The organism is Oceanospirillum sanctuarii (assembly GCF_002150805.1).
GTDB classification, from domain to species: Bacteria; Pseudomonadota; Gammaproteobacteria; order Pseudomonadales; family Halomonadaceae; genus Oceanospirillum; species Oceanospirillum sanctuarii.
Genome location: NZ_MTBA01000010.1, coordinates 1 through 25,635 on the forward strand (window position 1 = coordinate 1; position 25,635 = coordinate 25,635).

Sequence of the window (25,635 nt, forward strand, 5' to 3'; positions counted from 1 at the left end):
ATGTGAGAGTAGGACATCGTCAAGCGCCTAATACGAAAACCCCGCTTCTAACGAAGCGGGGTTTTTTTATGCATGAAATTTGCGAAAACCCAGTCTTCTTATGAGAAATGGAATGAATCTAGCGTTAGCGTTTACTGATTGTAATCCCCCATTTTTAGTCGGAGCTAAAAGTAGAGATTAGGCAGCCTTCATAGGTGGGCGACCTCCATTTGCTTTGTGGGGGCGCTCATGATTGTAAAACAAAGCCAGCGTGTTGCATAATCCGTACCTCTTCTAAAGTCTCAAACAGATGTTTGCTGACCCAGCTGTATCGTGCCGTCCTGTTAAAACGCCCGATATAAGCATTCTGTTGAGGCTTTACTGGTTGAATATACTCAATGCGGATTGAGTGCTTATGAGCCCACGCCGTAAACTCACGACTGATGAACTCAGGGCCGTTGTCACAGCGGATAACACTCGGCTTGCCTCGCCACTCGATGAGTTGGCTCAGAGCCCTGATCACTCTTATCGTCGGCAGTGAAAAGCCTGCTTCCATTGCTAAGCCTTCGCGTCTGTAATCATCAAGTACATTGAAAAGGCGGTATGTCCGCCCATCCGATAGCTGATCATGCATAAAGTCCATCGACCACACTTGATTCTGTCGCAGAGGTTGTTTCAGCGGTTCAGGCTTATGTCGCTTCAATCGTCTACGAGGCCGTATCCTGAGGTTTAGCGACAGTTCACAATAAATCCGATAGACGCGCTTGTGGTTCCAGGTAAACCCCTTCTCATTGCGAAGATAATCAAAACACAGTCCAAAGCCCCAGTCTGACTCCTCTTCCGTCAGCAGGATCAGCCAGTTCACGATCTCCTCATTCTCAGAATGAAGTCTTGGTTAATATCGGTAACAAGTCTCACTGATTCCAAAGGCTGGCAGGCCAGTTTGATGCTCACCCTTTGTGTGGCGACGGCTTGCTGTGCCATCTCTTTACGGCGAGACGGCTTTACCACTTTTTTTGCAAGGCCTCTTGGACGATCTCGGCCTTCAGTCGCTCTTCAGCGTACATCTTCTTTAAACGGCGATTTTCTTCCTCAAGCTCCTTCATACGAGCCATCAAAGAGGCATCCATCCCACCATATTTAGCCCGCCATTTATAAAATGAAGCAGAACTCATGCCATGCTCACGGCATAGTTCAGGAACGGGCGTACCCGCTTCAGCTTGTTTCAAAATCGCCATAATCTGGCTATCGGAATAACGTGACTTTTTCATGCAAAATCTCCTGCGTATAGATTACGAGAAAATTCTACTTTTGAGCACCGCTAATTTTCGGGGGGGATTACCTGATAATTTATGCATTATAGATTTTTTCTAATACAGAGTATTTCTCTTTGAATCGCTTGTTCATGATATCTTTATTATTTTCTAGGTCTAAACTTGATCTTTTAAAGTTTTTAGCAAGTTTTTCGAAACTGTCATAACTCAAAACATCTACTCTTTCCGCTTCTGTTAGTTCAATGTGGTTTGGTGAACCGGCTTTAACATGAACAGCTCCTCTCCCCATGGCTATATAGCTTCTTGCGGTAGACATACTGCCTCTGCCCTGCAATATAAGGTTGTTGCAGGACATAATAATCGCATTGTACGTAAATACATTTGATGTAGTTGGATATGCTGCATCGATATTTTTTTTCTTAATGTGCCTGAGGTAGCCGAGGTATATATCAATGAAAACCCTAAAATATTTCTTTCTTTTATTAGTAAATATCAATATCTTATGTTCCGGTATAACATTTTCAGAAACAAGCGCTTTAATAATATTCAAAGTATCTTTTAGCCCAATTGCTCCTTGTTTTGCACCTATACAAATTGTTCTCTCAGCTCGTGACTCGTTTTTGTTTTTTTGGTATATGCTTGCTACTTGATCCCAAAGTTGGCTTTTCATAGACTTAAACGCATCCCTGCAGTCATGAAAAACAAAGTTTTGATCTGGTACCAATTTTTCCAGCGCGTTTGAAAAGTATGGTTTCGGTGCGATAATATTTTTTACCTTATGTAGAGCATAGATACAATTTTCATCTAAAAAATTATTTTTCGCAGGAATTAAATTGCCGTATTTATTTTTCGTTTTTAGCCATCTATCTACCTCATCATCTGTTAGATGGATATACGTCCTATCCTGAATGCCATAGTTATCTATTAAGTATCGTAAGGCTGCTGAATTCTTGTTATGTAGTGATATAATGGTAATGGTGTTACATTTTTGAATTTCACTAGGTTCTATATCTTTGTAATGAATAGCCTTAACTGATAACTTTTTTTCTGCAATCAAATTTTGATCATCAAAAGAGGCAACTATGATATTTTCAGAATCAATGCCGCACTTTTTTGTAAGGGTGTCGATATATAGTTCGGTAAATATGTTTTCTACTGAGGCAATGATAATATTTTTCATATTGTTCATATTTATTCCTTTTTAATACAACAGCATTGTTTTATGTTCTCGCTTTGGCTCTTCCCGAACCAGCTTAGGCACGAGAAAACCGGGGAGCTCTTTCTGAAGTTCATGCCAGAGTTCAATCGCTTCCTGATCACTCACGTCAAAATGGCTTGCACCCTTTACTGGGTCAAAAGCATGCAGATAGTAAGGAAGGATTCCGGTATCAAAAAGAGTTTCGCTCAATTGAGTTAAAGCGCTCAACGAATCGTTTACGCCTTTTAAAATGACAGATTGGTTTAATACTGTCATGCCTTGTTCTGTAAGCTGTTTTACTGCATTCTGAACTGCAGTATCAATCTCATTAGCATGATTGATATGCATAACCCATATCACTTTGAAACGGGATTCAGAAAGCATCTCAAGAAGTTCGTCGGTAATGCGTTGTGGAATTACAACGGGCAGACGCGTGTGGATGCGTAGCCGCTTGAGGTGGCGAACCTCGGCAAGTTTCCCGATAAGATTACGTAAACGGTTGTCTGGAGTTGCTAGAGGATCTCCACCGCTAAGGATGACCTCGTTAATTGCAGGTTGTCCCTGTAGGTACTCAACAACCTGTTCAATTCGCTCGTTAGAGAGCCCGTTATCAGCGTATGGAAAGTGTCTTCTAAAGCAATAACGGCAGTTAATAGCACAGGCCCCTGATCCAACCAAAAGAACCCGGCTTTTATATTTGTGAATAAGGCCGGGGATCGGGTTACTTCCACTTTCTTCCAATGGATCCTGTACATACCCTGGAACATCAAGGGTTTCCTGCTGGAGAGGCAGTACCTGCATCAGAAGAGGGTCATATGGATTACCTTTCTGCATACGGTCGCGGTAAGGCTTGGGTACTCGAAGGCTAAACAGCTGATGCCCTGCTTTTGCACCTTCCAGATACGTTTCCGGCAGTTCCAGCTCTTTGATCAAAGCTTCTGGAGAGATCTGACTCTCCTTTAGTAAAATCTGCCAGCTGTTTTCCATAGAGTTTTCGTGTGTTTTATCGGCAGGTAACTGCACAGAGGATTCAGAAACAGGTATCATTGGCAACCAGATATTGTTGATCAGGAAAGGTCGTTTGCCTTTCCGACTAATTAAGAGATATTGGTGATATTTTATGGCGAACTATTCTACCAACGAATTCAAGTCGGGTCTTAAGGTAATGCTTGAGGGCGACCCTTGCTCCATTCTGGAGAACGAATACGTTAAGCCTGGTAAAGGTCAGGCCTTTAACCGCGTTAAGCTGCGTAACCTGAACACCGGCCGTGTTTGGGAACGTACCTTTAAGTCCGGTGAAAGCCTGGAAGGTGCTGATGTTATGGAATATGACATGGAGTATCTGTACACCGATGGTGAGTTCTGGCACTTCATGTCTACTGACGGTTCTTTCGAACAGCACGCTGCAGACGAGAAGGCTGTAGGTGAAACCGTTAAGTGGCTGAAAGAGCAGGAAACTTATGCTGTGACTCTGTTCAATGGTTCTCCTATTTCTGTTACTCCACCGAACTTCATCGTTCTGGAAGTGACTGAAACGGACCCAGGTCTGAAAGGTGATACTGCTCAGGGTGGTTCTAAGCCAGCAACTCTGACAACAGGTGCTATGGTTCGTGTTCCTCTGTTCGTGAACATTGGCGATAACCTGAAAATTGATACCCGTACTGGTGACTACGTAAGCCGCGCTTAAGTCGCTTACCTCTCCAGTTAAAAGAACCGGCTCAGGCCGGTTTTTTTCTTTCTGTTTATAGCGTTGAGAGAATGATTCTCGAGGTTAAGCATGTCCCTTGATAAAGACCTTTGGTGCCCTTCAGCCAGTATAGAAAACCTCAGGCTAAGGGCTGAATTGCTCAAGCAAGTTCGAAACTTTTTTGACGAGTGCGGCGTTCTTGAGGTGCAGACGCCAGTGTTGGGCCGGGCAGGGAGCACAGATGCTTACCTGAACTCTATGACAAGTCACTGCTCTGGCGGAGGTGTCAGCGAACCATTAGACCTTTATCTTCAGACATCGCCTGAATTTCATATGAAGCGTCTTTTGGCGGCGGGTAGTGGCGCTATATGGCAGCTGGCTATAAGTTTTCGCAATGGTGAATACAGTGAACGCCATAATCCTGAGTTTGCCATGCTGGAGTGGTATCAGCCAGGTTACGATCTTAATGATTTGATGGCGGAAGTGCAGTCGCTGATTTCAGAGGTGCTTGAAGTCGATAACTTTAGCTGTCAAAGCTACCGCTCTCTGTTCAGGGCGCATCTGGATGTTGATCCTTTCAGCTCCGAATTGTCAGAGCTACAAGCGTTATCCCATACAAAAACCGGGATTACGGCTGATGATCTGGATCGTGATGGTTGCTGTGATCTGTTAATGAGTGCCTGTATTGAGCCATTACTGGGCAGGGATGAAATTACCTTTGTAATCGACTACCCGGCTTCACAGGCGGCTCTTGCCAAGGTAAAGCAGGATTATGAGGGCGATCTTGTTGCAGCGCGTTTTGAATGCTATTACCGAGGGATAGAGTTAGCTAACGGCTATCATGAGCTGACTGATGCAGAGGAACAGGCTAAGCGCTTTGCCGCTGATAATGAGCAAAGGCGAGAGCTTGGTTTACCTGAAGTAGCGGCAGATCAGCATCTTGTAAACGCATTGGCATCGGGTATTCCTGAATGTGCGGGTGTCGCGCTGGGTTTTGACCGTTTACTGATGCTTAAAGCGGGTGCTGATCGCTTATCCGATGTGATCAGTTTTAGTATTGATAGGGCGTAAAAGTCTTATCAATAATGATGCGTAAGCATAAAAAAAGCGTAGCCGATGCTACGCTTTTTTGTCTTTCACTCAAAGCTTCGGATCATTCTTCTTCAGAAGCTTTTGTTTCTGCGTTTTCACCTGATGAGTCATCAGTATCGGTCAGAAACTGACCAAAGTACTCACCCATACGGGTCGGAGAGCCGGCTTCAAAGCGATCCAGAAACTCAGCCATCTCAGGGCCATACAACATAACGATGGTTGAACCCAGTTTGAAGCGACCCAGTTCCGCACCCTTCTCGAGAGTAATCGCCTGAGGCTGCTCAGAATAGTTGCTGACAGCGACTTCACGATTCAGAGGCGTTACCTGACCACTCCAGACGGTTTCAATACTGGCAACGATCATCGCACCGACAAGAACCATCGCCATAGGGCCATGTTCAGTGTCGAAAATGGCGACAACGCGTTCGTTACGGGCAAACAGACCATCAACGTTTTCTGTGGTTGCCGGATTCACCGAGAACAGGCGACCCGGAACATGGATCATCTGACGCAGGGTGCCCGTCACTGGCATGTGAATGCGGTGATAGTCCTTAGGCGACAGATAGATGGTTGCAAACTGACCGCCCATAAAAGGCGCAGCACGCTCAACATCGCCACCCAGTAGTTCCAGTACCGAGTAGCTGTGCCCTTTAGCCTGAAAAATTCGACCGTAATCAATCGGCCCCAGTTGGCTAACGGTACCGTCTACCGGGCAAGCCATGCTGTTTTCCAGAGAAACAACCGGGCGCACGCCTTCTTTCAGCGGGCGGGTGAAGAACTCATTAAAGTTCTCATACGCCTTAGGGTTTGGCTGTGCAGCCTCTTCCATGTCGACTTTGAATGCTTTAATAAACTGGCCAATCAGCAAATTTTTCAGCCAGCCAATGCGGCTTTGGGCCAGAAAGCCCACCAGTCTGGAGATCAGATGGTGGGGGAGTGGATACTGTATCGCTGCAAACAGCTTCTTTTTATTCACGTATGAACCTTAGGTTTCAATCGGTGTGTCGGAGCGGTTGCCCCATTCGTTCCAGGAACCGTCATAAGCGCGAACCTGCTTAAAGCCGAGTATTTTACCTAATAACCAGGTAAAACCCGAGCGGTGATGAGACTGACAGTAGGTTGCAATCTCCTGATCCATTGTCAGGCCCTTCGTTTGCAGCTCTGTGATGATCTCAGCCATGTCGCGAATACGCAGTTCGTTCTCTTTATCCATCGCTTCAGTCCACTCATAGTGAACTGCCGTTGGGATATGACCGGCACGCTCTGCTTTAGAAGCCGTACCTTCATACTCGCCACGGGAGCGGGAATCCCAAACGGCAAAGTTCTCAGTGCTGATTTTAGACTTCAGCTCATCCATCTCAATGCGCTCATTAAGATTGATATGGTCGGCCTTGTAGTCTGTTACAACAGGTAGGGCTTCTTCCTGCTGTTGAGGTTTGCCATCCGCACGCCAGGCCAGAATACCGCCATTCAGATAGGAGTAACGGGAATGCCCCATCACTTCTAACGTCCACATCAAACGACCTGCCCAACCGCCACCTTCATCATCGTAGGCCACGACATGGGTATCACGACTCAGACCTAGCTCAGAGAACAAGGTGGTCAGCTGTTCAGTGGTTGGTAACTTGTTAGGTACAGGCGCTGAGCCGGTAAACAGACGACGGTAGTCCAGAAAGATTGCCCCGGGCACATGTCCCTGGTCATAACACTCACGGGTGCAGGATACATCGATAATCAGCAGGTCTTCGCTGCCGAGCTTGGCCTCCAGCTGATCAGAGTCGATCAGCAGAGGTAACAGGTTGTTTTCAGAGCTCATTTTCTTCTCCCAAGAGGAAGTGACATTAGTGCCTTGATACCACTCCGGTTACAAAAAATAAAGTTTCATAAAAAATGTTTCTTTAATCTCAAAGCTACGGGGTGCACAATAAATTTCAACTTCTCTGAATATAGAATAAACAGAAAATCAGGCTGTTGCCCTGAGTCAGGGGGATTACACTGCTTAAAGTAATTGCCCTTGCGGACGATAGTTAAAGGCAGACTGCAGCAGTAAACACCAAGTTTAAGGATATCGATATGTTATTGATTATTGGTGCATTAATCGTTTTAGCCAGTGTCGGGGGCGGTTATGTACTGTCTCACGGTTACCTACCGATGCTTTGGCAGCCCTATGAGCTGATCATTATCTGTGGTGCGGCTTTTGGTGCCTTTGTTATCGCCAACAGCAAGCACACTATTGTTGAAGTTCTGAAGAGCGCGCCGAAACTGATCGCAGGTTCTGGCATTAACCGCGCTTTTTACATGGATCTGCTCAGCCTAATGCACGATCTTTTCGCCAAGATCCGTAAGGAAGGCATCATTGCCATTGAAGAGGATATTGAAGACCCGGAGCAAAGTCCGATCTTTACCGGGTACCCTGCTATTGCCAAGCATAAAGAACTGGTGGAGTTTATCTGTGATTACGTTCGCCTGATCAGTTCCGGCAATATGCAATCCCATGAACTGGAAAGTTTGATGGATGCTGAAATTGAAACCATTCAGCATGAGATGGCTGAGCCTGCACATGCGGTGACCAGTGTTGGTGACGCTTTACCGGGTTTTGGTATTGTTGCTGCGGTACTGGGTATCACCATTACCATGAAAGATATTGCCGCTCCGCCCGAAGTCCTTGGGTTGCACATTGCAGCGGCGCTTGTAGGCACCTTCCTAGGTATTTTGCTTTCTTATGGTTTTGTGGGGCCTATGGCAAATGCCATGAACAATGAAGTACATGAGAAGATTAAAGCATTCGAATGTATTAAGGCGTGTCTGATCGCCAACATGAATGGTCTGGCACCTCAGATGTCTATCGAATTTGGCCGTAAGATGTTGTTTTCCAGTGTTCGTCCAAGCTTTAACGAGCTGGAAGAACATGTACGTTCCCGCTAACGGAGTCCGGCATGGAAGAAAAAAATAACATCGTCATTAAGCGGGTTAAAAAGGTCGCAGCAGGTCACCATGGCGGTTCCTGGAAGATTGCTATGGCGGACTTTGCCATTGCCATGATGGCTTTCTTTCTGTTGATGTGGCTGTTGGCAAATACCACCAAAGAGCAAAAAATCGAGCTGGAACAGTTCTTTTCTGATCCTGTTGGCTATATGGATAAGGTTGGGCGATTAAACCCGATTGATCTGGGTGGTTCACCATCTCTGATCCGTCAGATGAATACCAGTGCGGACTCGGATCAGATTGAGCAGGCACAGATGCTAAATAAGGATGATCCAGAACAACTGGCGGCCAGTGTTGAAACTAACAAAGAGGTGATGGACTCGCTGCAAAGTACCCTGATTCAGACCATCAGTCAGAGTGAAACCCTGCAGCAGTTTAAAGATCAGCTTTCCATCGATATTCGCCCGGACGGTCTGCATATCCAGATTGTGGATAACAAGCTACGGCCTATGTTTGATCCGGGCAGCGATAAGATCAAAAACTACTTTGCGGAGATCCTGTTGCAGCTGGCACCGGTTATCTCACAGGTGAACAATAAGATCAGTGTCAGCGGTCATACCGATGCCCAGGCCTTTGGTGATACCGACTATTACAGCAACTGGGAGCTTTCCTCTGAGCGGGCAAATGCCGCACGCCGTATGCTGATCGAAGGAGGTTTACCGGAGAACCATGTGGCGCAGGTGGTTGGTTATGCCAGCTCTCAGCTTTATCAGCCGGAAAACCCTTTTGATCCGATTAACCGCCGGATTGAGATTGTAGTGCTGAATAAACCCGCTGAGCGTGAACTTGCCCCGGATGCTGCTCCGGCTTCTTCTGAGCTAAGCGTGGAAGATGAAGCGGCGCTGGATGAAGCAGAAAAGCTTTTAAACCAGAAACCATCAGAGGAGAGTTCTCCTTACAATCCGCTGGATACCAATACTCGGGTGAAAAGTGGCAGAGCTGAAAGTAGCTATGGCACTGAGCGGCTAGGTCCGGGAGGAGAGCCTGTTACGCAGGAACAGAAGCGACGTGCATCTTCTCAGCCAGAACCAACGCCTGAAAATGTTGCCCCGAAAGAGGTTCTGAACTCGCTGGAGAACCTACTGAAAACGCCGGAGTCTCCCTACGTACCTCCGCCGGAAGTTCAGTAACGTCGGCTCCAACTTGGTGATATAGAAACGTTTTGATAAAGAAAAAGCCCGAGGGTTTATTGCTTAGGCAGCAATCCGCGGGCTTTCTTGTTAGTGTAGGGCCGTAAAGCGCTACTTCATCATCTCAATCAGTGAGGATAAGGTCGAACCAATTGGCGCATCCAGCTTGAGTTGCAATAGCTCATCAGCCCGTGTCTTGCCAAGGGTCAGGGCTGCAACGGGCTTCCCTCGTTGCTCGGCATAACGACAGAAGCGGAAGCCGGAGAAAACCATCAGTGAAGAGCCAATAACCAGTAAAGCGTCGGATCGATCCAGTGCCTCGGAGACTCTCTCAACCCGTTCCTTCGGGACATTGTCGCCAAAGAATACCACATCGGGTTTCAGGATCCCTGAACAGGAAGGACAGCTTGGAACTTTGAAACCGGTGAAATCCACTTCAAGATCCGCATCGCCATCGGGAGCTGTTTCAGCGGTAAAGCGAGTGAATTCCGGATTAAGGCGCGCGCTTTCGGCATGAACCTGATCCCGTTTGACCCGGTAATCACAGTTCATGCAGATCACTTCATCGGATCGGCCATGGAGGTCGACCACCTGCTGACTACCGGATTGCTGATGCAGGCGATCCACGTTCTGAGTCACCAGAAGCTCCACATGCCCCATAGCTTCAAGCTCCGCTAAGGCTCCATGGGCCTGATTGGGCTCGGCATCACGAATTACCGGCCAACCGATCAGGCTCCGTCCCCAGTAGCGCTGGCGCACCAGTTCACTTTTCATAAAGTCGCCGTGTTGCACTGGCTGTTTACGCTTCCACTGGCCTTCCTGATCCCGATAGTCCGGGATACCGGAGTCGGTGCTCATACCGGCACCGGTCAGGATCAGAAGTCGGGGGTGCTGTTTAATAAACTCAAACAGAGCGAGTGATGGATCTTGGGTGGGCGGTTGTCCGGTCATCAGTACTCCGAATTCGGTCGATTAAAATTCGTCCAGAGAATCGATAATACGGTGATAACTCTCAAAGCGTTCAGGGCTGATATCACCCGCTTCAAGCGCGTCTCTCAGGGCGCATCCGGGTTCTTGGCGATGTCGGCAGTCGCGGAACTTACAGGCACCCAGCAGGCCATCAAATTCGCGGAAGCCCTCTGCAACCTGACGTTCATTAATATGCCAGAGACCAAATTCACGAATCCCCGGAGAGTCGATCAGATCGCCGCCATCGGGCAGGTGGAACAGCATCGCAGTTGTAGTGGTGTGCATACCCTTGCGGGTTTGCTCGGAAAGTTCACCGACGCGCAGATTGATACCCGGTAGCAGCACGTTCACCAGAGAGGACTTACCTACACCGGACTGGCCAACAAACACACTCACTTTGTTATCCAGCAGTTGATTCAGCACGGTAAGGCCGTCTTCCTCAACCGTTGAAGCGGTCAGTACCTTATAGCCGATCTGTTGATAACGTTCTGCCATCTCCAGCAGACGTGGCGCGTTGTCAGCATTTAGCAAGTCAGTTTTGTTCAGCAGCAGAACCGGCTCAATACCTGTGCTTTCTGCTGCCACAATATAGCGGTCGATCAGGTTGGCGTGAGCATAAGGTTCAGGAGCAAATACGATAACGATATAATCGATGTTGGCCGCAACCGGTTTCAGCTGGCCACGGGTATCCGGGCGCATCAGCGCATTGAAGCGATCAAGGCGGGCAACTACAACACCATCATTATCCGGCCCCGGACGCCAAACCACTTTATCGCCGGTTACCAGTGCATCAATATTGGCGCGCATGTAGCAACGATGCACCTTACCTCTTGATTCACCAGCAGTGCCTTCCACATCCACCTGACGACCGTAGTGGGCAATGATCTGACCTTCCTGTTCTGCGCCTAATTCACCGGCAGACAGTTGCTCATCAATCTCCTGATCTTTACGGCTGACCCGGGATGCCCGCTCTTTCTGAATCTTTTCAACGCGCCATTTCTGACGACGATTTAATTTACGTTTGCTCATGAATGTCGGTTATCGCTATGTGATGAGATGCTGCAAAATTAACCGGAGATTCTAGCATAAGGTCTGTAGCCCGCTCACTGCTTACTTGGCGCGAAGTGAACAGGCTGTAATGGCAGTAGGGGGTTACTGACTGTCCGAAAAGTAGAGGCTGGTGCTCTGGTGATCTACTGTGTTGTTTTTATTGAATAACTGTTTATCGATGTAGCGGATAGTCATTGAGAATGAAGAAGTGGGTGCGTGTGCTATAACGTAGTGATCTTTGTTCTTAACTATGATTTCTCGATCACCAACAAATGGAGTATTCCTGCTCACTAACTCATAATCTTTTAAAAGTCTTTCAACCCACTCATTGAACTCGCTTTGAGGTCTTAATACTTCCAATGCAATGAGCTTATTTCTGCTGTTGAATAAGCCTTTTATGCTTTTCAGCCTGTATTCTCCAAAGAAGCCATGCCTGAAGCTTTTAGAGTAAAGGCTGCCATATTTTAATACTTTTTTCTGAACGTCATCATTGGGTGATATTTTATGGATGAAGTCTCTGGGGCTCGTGTTGCCTAGGGTTATCCCTAACCCTAGGTTCTGTCCATATGAGTGACTAATAGAAGCAAAAGGGGCGAACAGAGTAAGTAAAATTGCTATTCCTTTAAGCATATCACATTCCGTAATTGATACTTTTTTAATAACTGGCTGTATTTGATCTGTAAAATTAATCAAATAAGATGTGCGGATTATGCCTTTTTTTTATGGGGTGTCAATTAAGTTGTCATTTTGATGTAGGTCAACAATAAAGTTGAAGGTCGCATTTTCACTATGTTGGTATCTGTTTTTGATGAAAGGTGTATTGACTCTTAGCTTTCTAAGTGAGTGAATTAAGGGTTACAAAGATTGCTATTTTTTAGATTTTTAAACTTAAGTTTGCGCTGATGGGCGACGTGTTTAAACTCAGCCTGTATTGATGGAGATTCAGTCATCTACTGCTCTGTATAGCGATATGTTGCGATACAGTTTTTGTCGGCCGTTTTTGCGTGAAATATATTTCAGGGAACATGGAGTAAGGACGAAATGCGCTACTCATTGAAAAACCCTTTCTATAAATCGTCGCTTGCGATTGCGGTCACAGGGGCAATATTGTCCGGCTGTGGCGGCGGCAGCGATGGGGGCTCAAGTGCGAGTGGTGGTCAAACCACCTCGAGTGTAGCTCTGTCAGGTCTTGTAACGGGGCGTGTTGCTGATGGTTATATCATGGGGGCTACAGCATTCCTTGATATTGACGGTGATAAGCAGCTTGATAGCTGGGAACCAAGCCAGAAAACTGAAGTGCTGGATACTACAGACGCAAGTAACACAGCAAACTTGGGGAAGTTTGAGGTTGATCTGGCAACATGGTTCGATGAGCTTAGTGCAGATAACAAAGCCTTGGTACTCGGATATCTGCAGGATGCAGGTCTTTCAACCGCAGATGGCACAGTATTAACTGCAGGTGACCTGATGTCAGCCTTCTCGGTTGTGGTGGATATCCCTGCTGAAGCGATTGATGCGGATAAGCCTACAGAGACGATCGGCTCTGCTATTAAACTGGCAGCACCGCCAAAGCCCAAAACTTCGGGCTCAACTGAAACAGATGCTGAGACCTTTATCAGCCCGATTACCACGGTACTGGACCAGAAAGTAACTGCTAAGAAGAAAGAGCTGAAAGAGAAAGAAGCGCTGGGACTGCCAGTAACAGAAGATGAAAAAGACGTTACCCTGCTGGTTTCAGCTGCAAAGAAAGAGGTTAAAACCGATCTTGGCCTAGCGGATGATGAGACCTCTGATCAGTTGCTGACTGGAGACTATATCGATGCTAAAGCCGATGCTACAAAATCAGAATTAGCTAAAAAGCTGCATACCGTTGCTAAAGTCACTACGACGCTATTGGCTAAAGGTGTGGAAGATACCACTGGTGGCAGCACGTCAGCTACTCAGCTGGATGAAGCGACCCGGCAGGCGATTATTGATGCGGTAACTGAGAAGGTTCTGGCTCAGCTGAAAACCATCGCAGCCGTTTCAGATAAAATTGTTGCCGCAGATACTTCTGGCACGGGTGATGTCAGCTCAATTGATATCAATCAGATCAGTGAAAAAGCTCAGGAAGTTGCTGCAGAAGATTCCTCCGATGACAGCGATGCGGCATCCCTGACCGAAGTGACTGTGGATCAGGATGAGATTGAAGCTGCAAAAGCAGCAACCGAAGAAGCTCAGCAGGAAGAGCCAGCAGAGGAACCAGTCGACTCTGTTTTAACGGCATTCCTGAATGATGCTCCGAAACAGATTGTAAGGGGCACTGCTGATAATACCTTAACCTATCGTGATTTTGCTCTGGCGCGAGCTACAGCGACATGGGGAGGTATTTTTGGTGTAGAGGATAATACCGCCACTATCTGGGATACAGATAGTCAGCAGTGGGTTGATGTTACGGTTAGTGCTGCGTTGTCCGGAACGGAACAAACCCTGACCTTTACCCCAACAACAATATCCACATCTGAAACTCCAGTTGCAGAAAGTGAAGAAACTGTACAAGCGCCGGCAGCCATTACTGCAGATACTCCGCTGACGTTGACGCGTACACTATCTGGTACCGTAACTGATCTAGCTGATAAGTCCATCCGATCTCAGGTCAGTGCAGCAAACTGGAAAAATAAAATTACCATCGGTAGTACCTTTACCAATGGCGACGCTAACCCTCAGCGAGCCCGTCTTGTCGCTCAATCCAATTCTTCAGTAACCGTTAAACTGGCTGATAGTTTAAGTTATAACGGCCTGAATGTTCAGATTGCTGCTGATGGAACTGTAAGCTTTACCGATTCGGCTAATAGCTCCATTACCTCCTTTATTACCGATACGGTAACCGCTACAAATGGTGCCTTTACTGTACCTGCGGATATTGCTGCCCGCTTTAATATCCCCGCCGATCAGCGAGATTGGATAGATGTTGCCGGTGTGCTGGGTTATCAGCTGGGTAAAAATCCGGTTATTTTTGATTGGTTTAACGATACCGCATTTGACCAGATAGCAACGCAGGCGCTTAGTACTGATGGTCTGGTCAGCAGTCCGAATCTGGTTGCCAGCCTTTCCGGCGATACGGTAACGGTCAATGCTGCCAGCCTCCTGATTCCTGAAGGTTATACCTTAAACTCTGCTGAAGCGGTTATTCCAGCCCTTTATGGTAATGGAGACGTTCTTGCCGTTACCGGTAATACGTTTACCTTGGATATCCTGGGTGAAACCGCACGTGTAACACTGAGCTATACCAGTACCACAGAGGGTGCTGAAGATATCATCCAAACAGGTTATATCCATCGTGGTAAAAACACTGCTGGGAACTTAGTTGCAGGCCGTGATTATAAAATACGCTCTAAAGTGCAGTGGAACCCAGCGGCCAATGAAGGCACAGGTGCCTATGAACATGCGCTGGAAGTCCTGCTGCGAGAGTCCCGCTTTGCAGATCTGAAAGCTGCGACATTAGACGGCCAGCCAATTATCGGCACTTCAGAAACTCCGGCCGATTATCAGGTAGAAGGTATCTACCGGGTTTATGGTCCGAAAACTGTTGCCGCAGGTGCCACTCCGGCATTTGATCGGGATGGTGCTGGTGCTACCGAAACCGCAAATATCAGCTTGCCGACAGTACCAACCACCAATCCTGCTGTTCTGAGTTCTGTGACTGCCGGGAATATTGCTTTTGATGGCCAGAAACTGACGTTCACGTCTCTTAAAGCTGCTGACGCTCCAAACGCAGCGGATATCTGCTTCGAGCTGAGCCTGACGGCAGGCACAGATACGTTGAAAAAGCTGGATTGTGCAGGTAAACCAAGTGATACCGGCAGTTACACGATTGATATGACCGCCTTAGGCGTTAACCTGCGTGCCTTTGATAATATTTCAATCACGGGTCTAACTCTTAATGAGTCAATCGACAGTGTAGAGGTTTCCCAGTCTCAGGCGCTGAGTAATGCTAACGTACTGGAAAAAGACAGTCTGGCACAAAAAGCTCTGATGGGAGAAAACCTCTATCTGACGACCCATGCAGCTGACGGCAGCTATACCTACCTGACGGTTAGTTATAACCCGGATACCGGACTTTGGAATATTATCCGTAAGAGTTCCGATGGATCTGATAATACAGATGCACCGGTAACAAGCGCGGTAGTTTCCGGTGGTAAGTTGATTTTCACTTTAGATGGTGTGGAATCAACGTTGGAGCTGAATGCAGTAACGACGGGAGACCTTACAGATGTTAACTGGCTGTTAGGTGGCACACCATCATCATTGACACTGCAAGCTGACGAAGCGGCCTTTATCACCTGGAAAAGTGAGCATGCGGAGAAAGTGCTCTACTCCAGCCTGTTCCGAAGCACACCGTTTACAGCTGACGAAAGTACTAGTTGCTCCGGTAGTGGCTACTTTATCGAATCCGGCTTTGATCTGAACGGCAATAAGCTGCTGGATGAAAATGAGATTGATACAACAGTCAAACATGAAGTCTGTGATGGCTCTGCCAGCATTAACGTCGTGCGTTTGGATGGTTCGACCAACGAGTGTGCTGACGTGGGGGGCACACGTCTGGAAATCGGCGCCGAATCCATTCTCCTTTGTAACAGTGATGGTACGCCGCGTAACTATCCGCAGGCTAAGTCTCTGGCACTGGGCTTTGGTAGCTGGGTGAATGCACTGGAAAGCCATGCAGTTAAAGTCTCAGCTTCCGTGGAAGCTCAGACCGCAGAGTTGGACGCATTGGTATCTAACGATGGTATCGATACATCCATGATGGGACTGCAGTTTGCTATTCATGCGCTTGATGCTGCCCATCGTCAGTTTGTGCAGACCGCCAGCACCACAGAGCAAACCTATGAAGTGGCGACTCTGATCCCTGAACTGGATCGTCCATCTGATTTAGTCTCGTTAGCAGGTACGGTAACCGTGGGTGTTGATGTTGATGGTCAGCCAAGTACTCTGACTCTGACTGGCTTCAGTGCTGGTATTGACACTGACCTGCTGGATGAGACCAACGTGCCGGTGACCACCACGGTAACCATGGACCCAATGTCGGTACCGGCGTTGATGGCAGCGAGTTCCTTCAGTTGGACCATGGCTAATGTGATCGCTACTGCCAACGATGGCACTCAGGATATCGGTCAGGTAACCGCGGCTTCAGTGCAGGCAACTCTGACGACCACAAATGATATCGCTTTGGTAGGGCAGACAGCTGAAGCTGGCCTGTCGAGCGTAAGTTTGGACCTCGGTTCTGAAACGAACCCGATTCGTATTGAAACGCTGAACAGTCCTGCTGGCATTGCCTCTGAACGCGTCTTTACCGGTTCCCTGACATTGAATGCTGATCTTCAGCAGGTCGGTTATCTGCCAAGTCGGAAAATATCGCCGCAGACGATTAACCTCAGTTTCAATGGGCAGCTTGAGTATAACGGTCAGACGCTTGATATTAATTTAGGGCTGAATGCACCTCAGATATATCAGATGGACCTGAGTGGCTTTGATATTGCTCTGGATGAACTGAATACCGGTGAGGTGCTGACGGGGTGGAAGTCAGTAACGGCCATCAATGGTATTGATGAGTATTACTACAATGCTCCTTACTACAGCGGAACTCTGCAAAGCCTGACTCGTTATGAGTTTACCGACCTCTCAGGTGATAGTCGCAGTTATGCGTTGGCGGTAACAGGTACTGGCAGTTATCAGGTATGGCGTGTTCAGAGTACCGCGTGGGGGCAGGTTGAGTATGACCGGTATGGTTATCAAACCTTCAGCAGCTTGGCGGACGCACAAAAAGCTGTGCTTGCCAGTGGCCTGAGCGGTTATTCCTATAACGGCAGTAACTCTGAAACTCAGATCTGGGCTTATCAGCGTGTTTATTCAGCAAGTAATCAATGGGACTCATTAGCTATTGGTGGTTACTATGATCTGAGCGTCGTTAGTCTGCCGGAGGTAGGCGCGGCAGCTACAAGTTACGACCTGAAAGTAGACTATGTAGAATATGATCAAGCACCTTCAACACGTTTTGATAACCACAGCCTCTACACAGCAACAGCGGGTTTCAGTCTGAAAAACCTGAAAGGTTACGATGCAGGTGGAGCACCTACGGTACTGCCTGATGTCGCGCTGACAGTGGAAGCTTCGCGTACCAGTTATACCCAAGGTGATGCCAAGTTCACCCTAAACTTTGGCGGTGAAGAGCTGACGGCTCGTTATCATCATTGGGATCTGTTCGCTGATGGTGGAAGCGATGATATTACCGGTTCGCTCATGGACTTCAGTTTCACCGATAATAATGGTGGCCTGATTGTGATGGAGCCAACAAACTCAGTTGAGTGTGGTTGGGAGTTTGATGAGTACGGCAACTATATCTATCAGGAAAACAGCGAGCTGGCCTGTACCTTAGGTGCATCCCGTTTCCGGCTGATGGTCAATGGTGTTGATCACGGTAAAGTTTGGCAGGATATGAATGGCCAATGGATAGCGGTTCTGGGGGACGGCGATCCAAATATCGACGAAAAACAACAGGACGAGTTTGTGGTGTACACCCCGCAGTAAGCGGGCTGTACCCATTCCCAAATTGAGATATTTGAACCGAATTTTTAAGGATTAGAAAAGATGAAACACTATCCAGCGACGAAAAACGCTTTACCAATGTTTAAGAAAACTCTGCTGGCACTTTCAGTAGGTGCCCTGCTGACCGGTTGCTATGGTGACCAGAATGAAGATCAGGCGGCAGTGAACTCCGGTGCAGAAGAGCGTCAGGTGAGTTCTGAGAAACTATGGAAAGCGAGCCGTTTCCAATCTTCTGTGACAGCTCAGGCTGAAAGCTGTGCTAATGGTGGGATTACCATTAATGCCGGTTTTGACCTCAACAATAACGGCGCTCTTGATGCGGATGAAATTGATCAGACTCAGCAACTTTGTAATGGTGCTGATGCAAGCATCAGTTCAGAAGTGATCGCAGTAGGTGATACGACTGCCTGTAACGCTGCTGGTGGTACGCGCCTGATCGTCGGTACAGAAACCGTCGATATCTGTAATGCCGGTCAGGGCGTTCCGGCCTACGACTATGTAGCGGCTAAAAGCTTAGCAAATGGTTTTGGTACCTGGGTAAGTAGTCTTGAAACCTATGCTGATGATCTGGCGATGAGTATCGAGGAGCAAAGTACTCAGATCAACATGCTGATTGATAGTCAGGGTGTGGATACTTCTCTGGCAGCAGTCGACTTCCTGATTAAGACGGTTGAAGAAGCGGAAAAACAAAGTTTCGCAAATGCGGATATCTCTGTTGTTTGGGGGGAGATGTTGCCTTCCAATATCAGCAGTGTAACTGGCACCATCGCTTATGATGCTACAACCCGTATTGCAACGGTCCAGAACTTTTCTGCCGTGATTATCACGGACTATGACTACAGCAATTACGATTATATGGATCCTGCCAGTTCTCCAGCCCCTATTACTGATGAGGCAACAGTTACGACGGACGGTATTGAGCTTCCTGTCGTATCGGGTGCGGAATTTCAGGTTCAGCTGATGAATGTCGTCGCCAGCACTCAAACGGGTAAGGTGACGATTCCTTCGGGTACGGCAACTGTTGTTACGACCAACAGTGTTGATCGTCAGGCCACAACGGATCAGAATCCGGGTCCGATGAACGTCGTGTTCAATTTTGGTTCTGAGGCTGCACCGGTTCGTCTGGAAAGCATCAATACAGACTACAGTACTGAAACCACTGATCGAGGTGAGATCGTTTTTGAAGGTAACCTTAAGGCAACGGTTCAGACCTATGAATATGGTTTGGCTGGAGTTCGAACAGAGCAGAGCATAGCCTCAATCACAGGGGCAGCGTTTAACGGTCAGCTAAGCTATGACGGCCAAACGGCTGATGTTGCAGTGACTGCTGAAGTAGATCAGGTTACTCAAAACGATACCTCTGAGTTGGAAGCTCAGTTTCCAAGTTTGACTGAAGGAAATATCCTCGCAGGTGCATTTAATGTAAATGTATCAGATCAAACAAGTCTCCTATTGGACTCACGCCCAGAGTTTTCTGATCAGATTGATCTATCTGGTAATGTTACCGAAAGAGTAGTGTCTATTACGGAATATAGTTATCAGAATCCTGATTACCTTTATGATTATCCAGAATGGCGTGGTCAAATTTTTCTTGTCGCCTTTGATACTCCTTCAGGTGGTGTATTTGAGGAAATGCGTTACCGCGTTGATGATGACTTTGCTGGAACATATATAGAAAGGGTTGATTATTCTTCCGGAGAATATGTTCTCAATTATTATGAGTCATTTACCTATCTAAATTCAGAAGTTTATGATCAGGCTGGAGTAATGCTCAGTACAGATAATAGTGAACCCGATCTGTCGACCCTTCCTGACTTTGATGGTGTGGCTGATGAAATTAAAGCATATGAACTATATACGTATTTTGATGGCTCCCAATACCTAGGTAATGTCTACGTTGCTTCTTACTCTACTCTAGATGAGGAGTTGCATGACCGTATTTTTGGTTGGTCAAACTATTACGACGAAAACAACGATATTACTCATGTTGAAGTGTATGGCAATTCGGGGGCTCTGAGAGGGGTTGTAACTGGAGCTCTATCAGTGCCGATTATCCCGGATGGTGAAAGTGCAATAACTAGTAGCTTTGATATTACGGTTGAAGAAGTAGATTTCTATGATGAGAGTAAAAGAAGCTTCGACAATCATGGCCGTTATGTGGTTACCGCGCAGCTTGATCTAAATGCGATTAAAGCACCGAGCACGAGTACAGGCACTCTCGCTGATACTTCTATTGGCGTTAAAGCCGAACGCTTTGGCTACAGTGGATCACTGGGGGATCTGCAATTTAAGCTGGACCACGGTGGCGAGAGCTTTGTTGCCAACTATTACCATGGCGATATTACCGGCCCATGGGGTGACGAAGACTTCCGTTGGGAGCCTAAAGGCTTCAGCTTCACTGATGCTAACGGTGGTCTGATCACGATGGATGATATGGATGATCAGTTCTGGTGGAACTGCCAATATGGTGATTATTACTATGGTGCTAACTCCGAAGCTGCGTGTGCTTTGGGGGCCAGAAGCTTCGATATCAATGTTAATGGTGTCACTCATGGCCGCATGTGGCAGGACAATAATGGTGACTGGATCGTAAAATACAAAGATGGCACTGAAGAGCGTGTATACACCAACCAATAATGGTTATGTATGCATTTGAAGGACTATCTATAAATAATCTATGAATATAAATTCAACCTACTCTTCAGCAGCCTTCGGGCTGCTGTTTTTTTTGGCCTCGGTTAAAGCAGAGGCATTTGAACCCACGCAGCTTTTTTTCAATTTATCCAAGTCAGATATGGCATTGCACACACCGAATCAGATGATTGCTGGTAAGCAGGGGCTAGAGCTGTTTTTGGATTATGAGCATTTGCGGGAAAAAACGGGACAGGAGCATCATCAATACTGGATTGAAGAGTCACAGTCAGCTGCTGTGCGTAAACGCGGTGAGCTAGCAAATAGCCGTCTGGGTTTTTACGGCCAGATGTCATGGCAAAAGGAGGATATTCGCCATCAGGATAAGGATTGGCAGGTAGCTTTACCTCAAGCAACTCAGCAATCACATAATTATGCGGCGTCAGTCGGGATGGGACCTTTTCTTATTGCGACCAGCCAATATAAGAATCAGGAAACTCTGAGTATCGGTGTAGACTCTAGAGAGGGCCTACAGCTCTCTTTTGTAACGGGGGAGAGGGACTTTAATACAGAACTGACAGGCAATCTAAAAGGGCCGGATTTTATTCTTCAGGATCACCAGCGCTATGCTGTAAGAGGCTTAGAGTTGAACCTACAGCATGAACTTTTTGATGCTTACTTTTTAAGTCTCAGCGATAAAAATGAGCTTTACAGTACAAGGTCGTTAAGAATCAGTAGTAGTGACTATTTTGTTGAGTATAGCTATCAGAAAGCTCACTCCCCTGCCCCCCCCGCTGATATGTCATGTAGTGCAAAGCTCAATGCATATCAGCCAACATTGCGCACCTTAACCAAAGAGTTCTGGTTGGGATTTAGTGATATTCAGTCAAAGCAGGAGCAGTTGCTCTTTGGCGGACAATTGACACCTGATACACGGCTTTCCTTTGCACTTAGCTCAAGTAACTTTGTTACTGATATATCGGCTTGTGGCATCCAAAAGACCGCTTATGGCAATGCTTTTGTCACCTTGAATACAACAGCACTACGGCTAAGGCAGAGCTATAGTCTTGCCTCGTTTAATTTGATTCCAGAGCTGGGTTTGGGCCGTGCCACATTTGAGGGGACTTCAGAGGGGCTATTGAACTCGGTTTTTCTTGTGCCTCTTAAAGAGTTTTCAGAGTTACCCTACAAGCATATGGATTATCTGAGCTTTGATTTTCCAGTAAGGTGGCAGTCAGGCGCGCTGACACTTGAATATAGAATGCAGCAGTTGATCCCTCTTAGTATTAAGTATCAAGAAGGCTATGGTGACAGATCGGGATCGGGATCGGGATCGGGATCGGGATCTCCAGACTTCAGCCGCTTACCGGATATGAACCTGCAGAGCTTAACAATGCATATCGCGTTCTAGGATATTTGGGAACTTTCGAAGACACAATTGGGTTTGTCTGATAAATATCCTTATACTTTGCAGTAACTCAAAGCTAACTTTAAACACATTATTCTCTGACCGACGAGGATACTCAGGTTTACCTGGGATTTCAGTCGCTTCACAAGCAAGAGAAAGGAGCCCCGGGCGTTATGACACAGGCAACCGAATCGAATAAAGCGAACAACCTGATCTGGATCGATCTGGAGATGACAGGCCTTGAACCTGAGCGCGATACTATTATTGAGATCGCAACGGTTGTTACGGACTCCGAGCTGAATATTCTGGCGGAAGGCCCGACCTTTGCCATCGCCAAACCTAAAGCCGTGATGGATGAGATGGGGGAGTGGTGCACTAAGCAGCATGGTTCATCCGGCCTGACTCAGCGCGTACTGGACAGCAAAGTCACCATGCAAGAAGCCGAGCAGAAAACCATCGAGTTTCTGCTGCAGTATGTTGAGCCGGGCAAATCGCCGATGTGTGGCAACAGTATTCAGCAGGATCGTCGTTTTCTGGTGAAAGAGATGCCGCGTTTAGAGAAATTCTTTAACTACCGTCATCTCGACGTTAGCTCACTGAAGATTCTGGCGAAGAACTGGTATCCCGATGTGGCCAAAAGTGTTCAGAAAGGCGGTTCGCATCTGGCGATGGACGATATCAAAGACTCCATCAACGAGCTGAAGCATTACCGCGAGCATATGCTGAAGTGATTTTTGGCAAGGCAGTATGGAAATGCTGCCTTGCCTAGTTTGTTCAGAAGCCGAAGTTGTAGCCCACCGTCATTTGAAATGTGGTATCAATTTCTGCTTCGCTACTGTAGCTATAGCCGTAAGAGTTGCCTCTGATTTCGACGGTTGAACCATTAATAACACGGTATTTCGCACTAATATCCAACTTGTCATCAAGCAAAAGTAGTCCTGCACTTAGTCCTAGTGAGAAGCCGCTAAAGTCTAGCTCTAAGCTAGAATTAGGATCTTTGCTGACCCAATTGAAATACCCGCCAAAAGCCCCAGCATATAAATTATCAGAAAGCATCATTTGTGAACTGCCTTCAAGCATGAAGGCATCGTCATCTGTGTTCGGAATATACAGATGAAACCCTGAATAGAGATCATTTTTTAGCGTTATAAACCCCAAGCCTAATATACCGCCACTATCAGATGCTGTTGTTGAATAGGAATAACTTAAAGATGGGATAGAGCTGCTAATAGCCATATCATATGAAAGATTGCCTACGGAGAGTTGAAATCCATCCTTAGCTGATACGGTTGATGCAGAAAGTGATAACGCAGATACGGCGAGTATTTTTTTAACCTTATTCATCCTGAATTTCCTTGGTTATTTTAAAGCGCCTACTCTAATGTATCTTGTTGATCATCATTATTAGACTAACGTATTGTTATTCAAATAAAAAAAGCGAGTCCGGCACGGGACTCGCTTTGTTGCCGGAGGCAACCGTTTACCAACACTTTTTAAACGGTGGCGAAAGCCGATAGGGTCATCTCAGTGGGTAAACAAAACGGAAGACGAATTCTGTCATGCCTGTGGCACGGCTGCGTAGGCCACCACTTCACACAACATCTCTTCGCGGGCTAAGCCTGCAACAATCATCGCCGCACGGTTTGGATAGGGGGCGTTGAAATACTCACCATAAACCTTATTGAATACCGGAAGTTGCTCGCGCGCGGTGACGTAGATTAGCACCTGAGTGATGTGATCCATGGTCAGTTCAGCGGCTTCCATGGTGTGCTTCAGGTTTTCCATAGTCTGACGCGCCTGAGCCTCAATACCTCCTGTCACCACCTGACCTTCTTTATCAATCGGAATTTGAGCAGTTGATAGCTGCCCATTGGCAATAATGGCCCATTCCAGTGGTGCTTTAGAGGCAAAAAGATCTGTCTTTACAGCGTGTTTCATAGCGTTTCTATCCAAAAACTGTGGGTGTTTGTGCCACCTCATACCTGAGGAACAAGGCGGCTTCAGGTTTGTTGAGAAGACCTATAGCCCCTGCTCATCTGCCATCTTTCGGGCGATCTGAGGAGCAGTCCAAAGGGAGGGCAGCAATACCAGAGATACAGGCACTGCGGTAATCACAATAAAGGATTGCAGGGCGCTGATACCGCCCGAGCCAATAGATATCAGCAGAGCTGCTACCAGCCCCATCATTACTCCCCAGAAAACCCGGATACTGGATTGAGGATGATCCGTACCTGTCATCACCATCGAAACCGCATAGGTCATGGAGTCGCCCGTGGTGGCAACAAAAATGGTGGTCAGAATCAGGAACATCACCGAGATCAGACCGCCAAGGGGCAGTTGTTCGGTAATAGCCAGTAGCGCAGCAGGAAGATTAAAGCCTGTAAAAGGGCCGGAGATAACACCAGGATTTTCCAGTTCGAATGCCAGACCGCTGCCGCCCACAATCGTGAACCAGAAGCAGGTGATGACAGGTGCAACAATTGAGATCAGCAGAATCATTTCTCGGATAGTGCGGCCACGGGATATACGGGCGACAAACATGGCCATCAGCGGACCGTACCCGAGGAACCAGCCCCAGAAGAATACCGTCCACCAGTCCAGCCAGCCTGGATCTGCGCGGAAGGTTGCCATAGGAATAAACTGGTCAATGTAGATGCCGAATGAGTGCAGGTAGCTGTCGAAAATGAAGCTTGTTGGGCCAAAAAGCAGGATAAATCCCATCAGGATCGCAGCCAGAATGACATTTGCACTACTCAGCAGCTGAATACCCTTTGTAACCCCGCTGACTGCAGACAGAGTATAGATAGCGATCAGGGTAATCAGAATCGTGACCTGAGTGGCATAGATATTTGGAATTCCGAATAGTTTTTCCAGACCAAAGCTGACCTGCAGACCCAGGAAGCCAATTGGGCCAACGGTTCCGGCAACTACCGCCAGAACACAGGCCGCATCAACTACAGCTCCCAGCGGTCCCTTCATTACGCGGTCACCCAAAACAGGGTATAGCAATGTACGGGGTTTCAGCGGCAGACCTTTTTCGTAATGCAGGTACATAAATACCACACCGGTCAGACTGCCCAGAATGGCCCAAGCAAGAAAGCCCCAGTGCATAAAGCTCTGTGCGAGAGCATTGTAAGCGGCATCGACCGTTCCGGTTTCACCGCCAAAGAGTGGTGGTGGAGAGGTGAAGTGGGCCATAGGCTCTGCCGCTGCCCAGAACACGCCGCCACCAGCCAGCAGTGTGCACATGATGACGGATATCCACTTGAAACGGCTCATCTCAGGACGCTTGATACCGCCCAGTACTACAGATCCTGTGCGGCCTACGGTTAGGGCTAATCCGATAATAAAAGTCAGTAACAGCAGTACCTGCCAATAGGCTCCAAAGTACTTGGTGGAAGTCGCGAAGCCAGCGTTGACCCAGCCTGAAACCATCTCGATATCATATAGGGCGAAAATGGCGAACAGGCTGAGGATGCCTCCGCTGATCAAAAAGACCGGCATATCGACACCGTCGAAGAGTTTTGATTTGCTCATAACGGTCTCGTCCTCATGGTTTTGAACCAGGGTTGTATCGTTCATTATAAGTCTCCTGACGTTCTTTTATTGTTGTCGCTATCAGGGCTCGTCTGCCTAGGCTTCAGAGC

General features: G+C 47.3%; 18 protein-coding genes and 1 pseudogene. 8 read left to right on the plus strand and 11 right to left on the minus strand.

The window, feature by feature from the left end:
- Positions 1-177 precede the first annotated feature (177 nt).
- From BV405_RS14780 to epmB, 3 genes and pseudogenes are all read right to left on the minus strand, one after another.
- Positions 178-1,250: pseudogene (locus BV405_RS14780) on the minus strand (IS3 family transposase).
- A gap of 79 nt (positions 1,251-1,329) precedes the next feature.
- Positions 1,330-2,442, minus strand: a complete 1,113-nt coding sequence (locus tag BV405_RS14785) for a hypothetical protein (RefSeq protein WP_086481669.1) — start codon at positions 2,440-2,442, stop codon at positions 1,330-1,332.
- A gap of 12 nt (positions 2,443-2,454) precedes the next feature.
- Positions 2,455-3,438, minus strand: a complete 984-nt coding sequence (epmB, locus tag BV405_RS14790) for an EF-P beta-lysylation protein EpmB (protein ID WP_245832347.1) — start codon at positions 3,436-3,438, stop codon at positions 2,455-2,457.
- A gap of 133 nt (positions 3,439-3,571) precedes the next feature.
- On the opposite strand from epmB, the gene efp reads away from it, so the two are divergent.
- Together efp and epmA are read left to right on the plus strand one after the other, a co-directional pair.
- On the plus strand, positions 3,572-4,138 hold the full coding sequence (efp, locus tag BV405_RS14795) for an elongation factor P (protein WP_086481671.1): 567 nt from the start codon (positions 3,572-3,574) through the stop codon (positions 4,136-4,138).
- A 90-nt stretch (positions 4,139-4,228) separates the two neighbouring features.
- Positions 4,229-5,209, plus strand: coding sequence for an EF-P lysine aminoacylase EpmA (epmA, locus tag BV405_RS14800; RefSeq protein ID WP_086481672.1), 981 nt, complete (start codon positions 4,229-4,231; stop codon positions 5,207-5,209).
- Positions 5,210-5,291: 82 nt separating this feature from the next.
- Here epmA and asd read toward each other — a convergent pair whose 3' ends face one another.
- Positions 5,292-6,206, minus strand: a complete 915-nt coding sequence (asd, locus tag BV405_RS14805; RefSeq protein ID WP_086481673.1) for an archaetidylserine decarboxylase — start codon at positions 6,204-6,206, stop codon at positions 5,292-5,294.
- Positions 6,207-6,215: 9 nt separating this feature from the next.
- Positions 6,216-7,046, minus strand: a complete 831-nt coding sequence (locus BV405_RS14810; RefSeq protein WP_086481674.1) for a sulfurtransferase — start codon at positions 7,044-7,046, stop codon at positions 6,216-6,218.
- 257 nt (positions 7,047-7,303) lie between these two features.
- Here BV405_RS14810 and motA point away from each other — a divergent pair, with 257 nt between their 5' ends.
- Together motA and motB are read left to right on the plus strand one after the other, a co-directional pair.
- Positions 7,304-8,155: a flagellar motor stator protein MotA gene (gene motA, locus BV405_RS14815; protein ID WP_086481675.1), complete on the plus strand. Its 852-nt coding sequence runs from the start codon at positions 7,304-7,306 to the stop codon at positions 8,153-8,155.
- A gap of 11 nt (positions 8,156-8,166) precedes the next feature.
- Positions 8,167-9,345 (plus strand): flagellar motor protein MotB, encoded by a 1,179-nt coding sequence (motB, locus tag BV405_RS14820; protein WP_086481676.1) that lies wholly within the window; start codon positions 8,167-8,169, stop codon positions 9,343-9,345.
- A gap of 111 nt (positions 9,346-9,456) precedes the next feature.
- On the opposite strand, the gene BV405_RS14825 is transcribed toward motB, so the two are convergent.
- From BV405_RS14825 to BV405_RS14835, 3 genes are all read right to left on the minus strand, one after another.
- Complete coding sequence (locus BV405_RS14825; RefSeq protein ID WP_086481677.1) at positions 9,457-10,296, minus strand: NAD-dependent protein deacetylase; 840 nt, start codon at positions 10,294-10,296, stop codon at positions 9,457-9,459.
- 21 nt (positions 10,297-10,317) lie between these two features.
- Positions 10,318-11,343 (minus strand): small ribosomal subunit biogenesis GTPase RsgA, encoded by a 1,026-nt coding sequence (gene rsgA / locus BV405_RS14830; protein WP_086481678.1) that lies wholly within the window; start codon positions 11,341-11,343, stop codon positions 10,318-10,320.
- Positions 11,344-11,466: 123 nt separating this feature from the next.
- Positions 11,467-11,994, minus strand: coding sequence for a hypothetical protein (locus BV405_RS14835; protein ID WP_086481679.1), 528 nt, complete (start codon positions 11,992-11,994; stop codon positions 11,467-11,469).
- Positions 11,995-12,405: 411 nt separating this feature from the next.
- Here BV405_RS14835 and BV405_RS14840 point away from each other — a divergent pair, with 411 nt between their 5' ends.
- From BV405_RS14840 to orn, 4 genes are all read left to right on the plus strand, one after another.
- Positions 12,406-17,931, plus strand: coding sequence for a DUF7151 family protein (locus BV405_RS14840; protein WP_140054632.1), 5,526 nt, complete (start codon positions 12,406-12,408; stop codon positions 17,929-17,931).
- Between the two features lie 60 nt (positions 17,932-17,991).
- A complete protein-coding gene (locus BV405_RS14845; protein ID WP_086481681.1) occupies positions 17,992-20,586 on the plus strand; it encodes a DUF7151 family protein in 2,595 nt (864 codons plus the stop codon).
- 40 nt (positions 20,587-20,626) lie between these two features.
- The gene (locus BV405_RS14850) at positions 20,627-21,991 is read left to right on the plus strand and encodes a hypothetical protein (RefSeq protein WP_086481682.1); all 1,365 of its coding nucleotides are present in this window, start codon (positions 20,627-20,629) and stop codon (positions 21,989-21,991) included.
- Between the two features lie 170 nt (positions 21,992-22,161).
- Positions 22,162-22,719: an oligoribonuclease gene (gene orn, locus BV405_RS14855; RefSeq protein WP_086481683.1), complete on the plus strand. Its 558-nt coding sequence runs from the start codon at positions 22,162-22,164 to the stop codon at positions 22,717-22,719.
- A gap of 43 nt (positions 22,720-22,762) precedes the next feature.
- Here the strand turns inward: orn and BV405_RS14860 are convergent, their stop codons facing one another.
- The 3 genes from BV405_RS14860 to BV405_RS14870 all read right to left on the minus strand — a co-directional run bounded on the left by BV405_RS14860 (position 22,763) and on the right by BV405_RS14870 (position 25,570).
- Complete coding sequence (locus tag BV405_RS14860) at positions 22,763-23,332, minus strand: hypothetical protein (RefSeq protein ID WP_086481684.1); 570 nt, start codon at positions 23,330-23,332, stop codon at positions 22,763-22,765.
- A gap of 213 nt (positions 23,333-23,545) precedes the next feature.
- Positions 23,546-23,926, minus strand: coding sequence for a RidA family protein (locus BV405_RS14865; protein WP_086481685.1), 381 nt, complete (start codon positions 23,924-23,926; stop codon positions 23,546-23,548).
- An 81-nt stretch (positions 23,927-24,007) separates the two neighbouring features.
- On the minus strand, positions 24,008-25,570 hold the full coding sequence (locus BV405_RS14870; RefSeq protein WP_086481686.1) for a BCCT family transporter: 1,563 nt from the start codon (positions 25,568-25,570) through the stop codon (positions 24,008-24,010).
- Between the last annotated feature and the right edge of the window lie 65 nt (positions 25,571-25,635).

Excerpts from the sequence above, each read along its gene's own strand:
- BV405_RS14845 (WP_086481681.1), top strand. The coding sequence starts at position 17,992 with ATGAAACACTATCCAGCGACGAAAAACGCTTTACCAATGTTTAAGAAA.
- BV405_RS14835 (WP_086481679.1), bottom strand. The coding sequence starts at position 11,994 with ATGCTTAAAGGAATAGCAATTTTACTTACTCTGTTCGCCCCTTTTGCT.
- motB (WP_086481676.1), top strand. The coding sequence starts at position 8,167 with ATGGAAGAAAAAAATAACATCGTCATTAAGCGGGTTAAAAAGGTCGCA.
- orn (WP_086481683.1), top strand. The coding sequence starts at position 22,162 with ATGACACAGGCAACCGAATCGAATAAAGCGAACAACCTGATCTGGATC.
- BV405_RS14810 (WP_086481674.1), bottom strand. The coding sequence starts at position 7,046 with ATGAGCTCTGAAAACAACCTGTTACCTCTGCTGATCGACTCTGATCAG.
- BV405_RS14870 (WP_086481686.1), bottom strand. The coding sequence starts at position 25,570 with ATGAACGATACAACCCTGGTTCAAAACCATGAGGACGAGACCGTTATG.
- BV405_RS14860 (WP_086481684.1), bottom strand. The coding sequence starts at position 23,332 with ATGAATAAGGTTAAAAAAATACTCGCCGTATCTGCGTTATCACTTTCT.
- BV405_RS14785 (WP_086481669.1), bottom strand. The coding sequence starts at position 2,442 with ATGAACAATATGAAAAATATTATCATTGCCTCAGTAGAAAACATATTT.
- epmB (WP_245832347.1), bottom strand. The coding sequence starts at position 3,438 with ATGGAAAACAGCTGGCAGATTTTACTAAAGGAGAGTCAGATCTCTCCA.
- epmA (WP_086481672.1), top strand. The coding sequence starts at position 4,229 with ATGTCCCTTGATAAAGACCTTTGGTGCCCTTCAGCCAGTATAGAAAAC.
- BV405_RS14865 (WP_086481685.1), bottom strand. The coding sequence starts at position 23,926 with ATGAAACACGCTGTAAAGACAGATCTTTTTGCCTCTAAAGCACCACTG.
- rsgA (WP_086481678.1), bottom strand. The coding sequence starts at position 11,343 with ATGAGCAAACGTAAATTAAATCGTCGTCAGAAATGGCGCGTTGAAAAG.
- efp (WP_086481671.1), top strand. The coding sequence starts at position 3,572 with ATGGCGAACTATTCTACCAACGAATTCAAGTCGGGTCTTAAGGTAATG.
- BV405_RS14825 (WP_086481677.1), bottom strand. The coding sequence starts at position 10,296 with ATGACCGGACAACCGCCCACCCAAGATCCATCACTCGCTCTGTTTGAG.
- BV405_RS14840 (WP_140054632.1), top strand. The coding sequence starts at position 12,406 with ATGCGCTACTCATTGAAAAACCCTTTCTATAAATCGTCGCTTGCGATT.
- BV405_RS14850 (WP_086481682.1), top strand. The coding sequence starts at position 20,627 with ATGAATATAAATTCAACCTACTCTTCAGCAGCCTTCGGGCTGCTGTTT.
- motA (WP_086481675.1), top strand. The coding sequence starts at position 7,304 with ATGTTATTGATTATTGGTGCATTAATCGTTTTAGCCAGTGTCGGGGGC.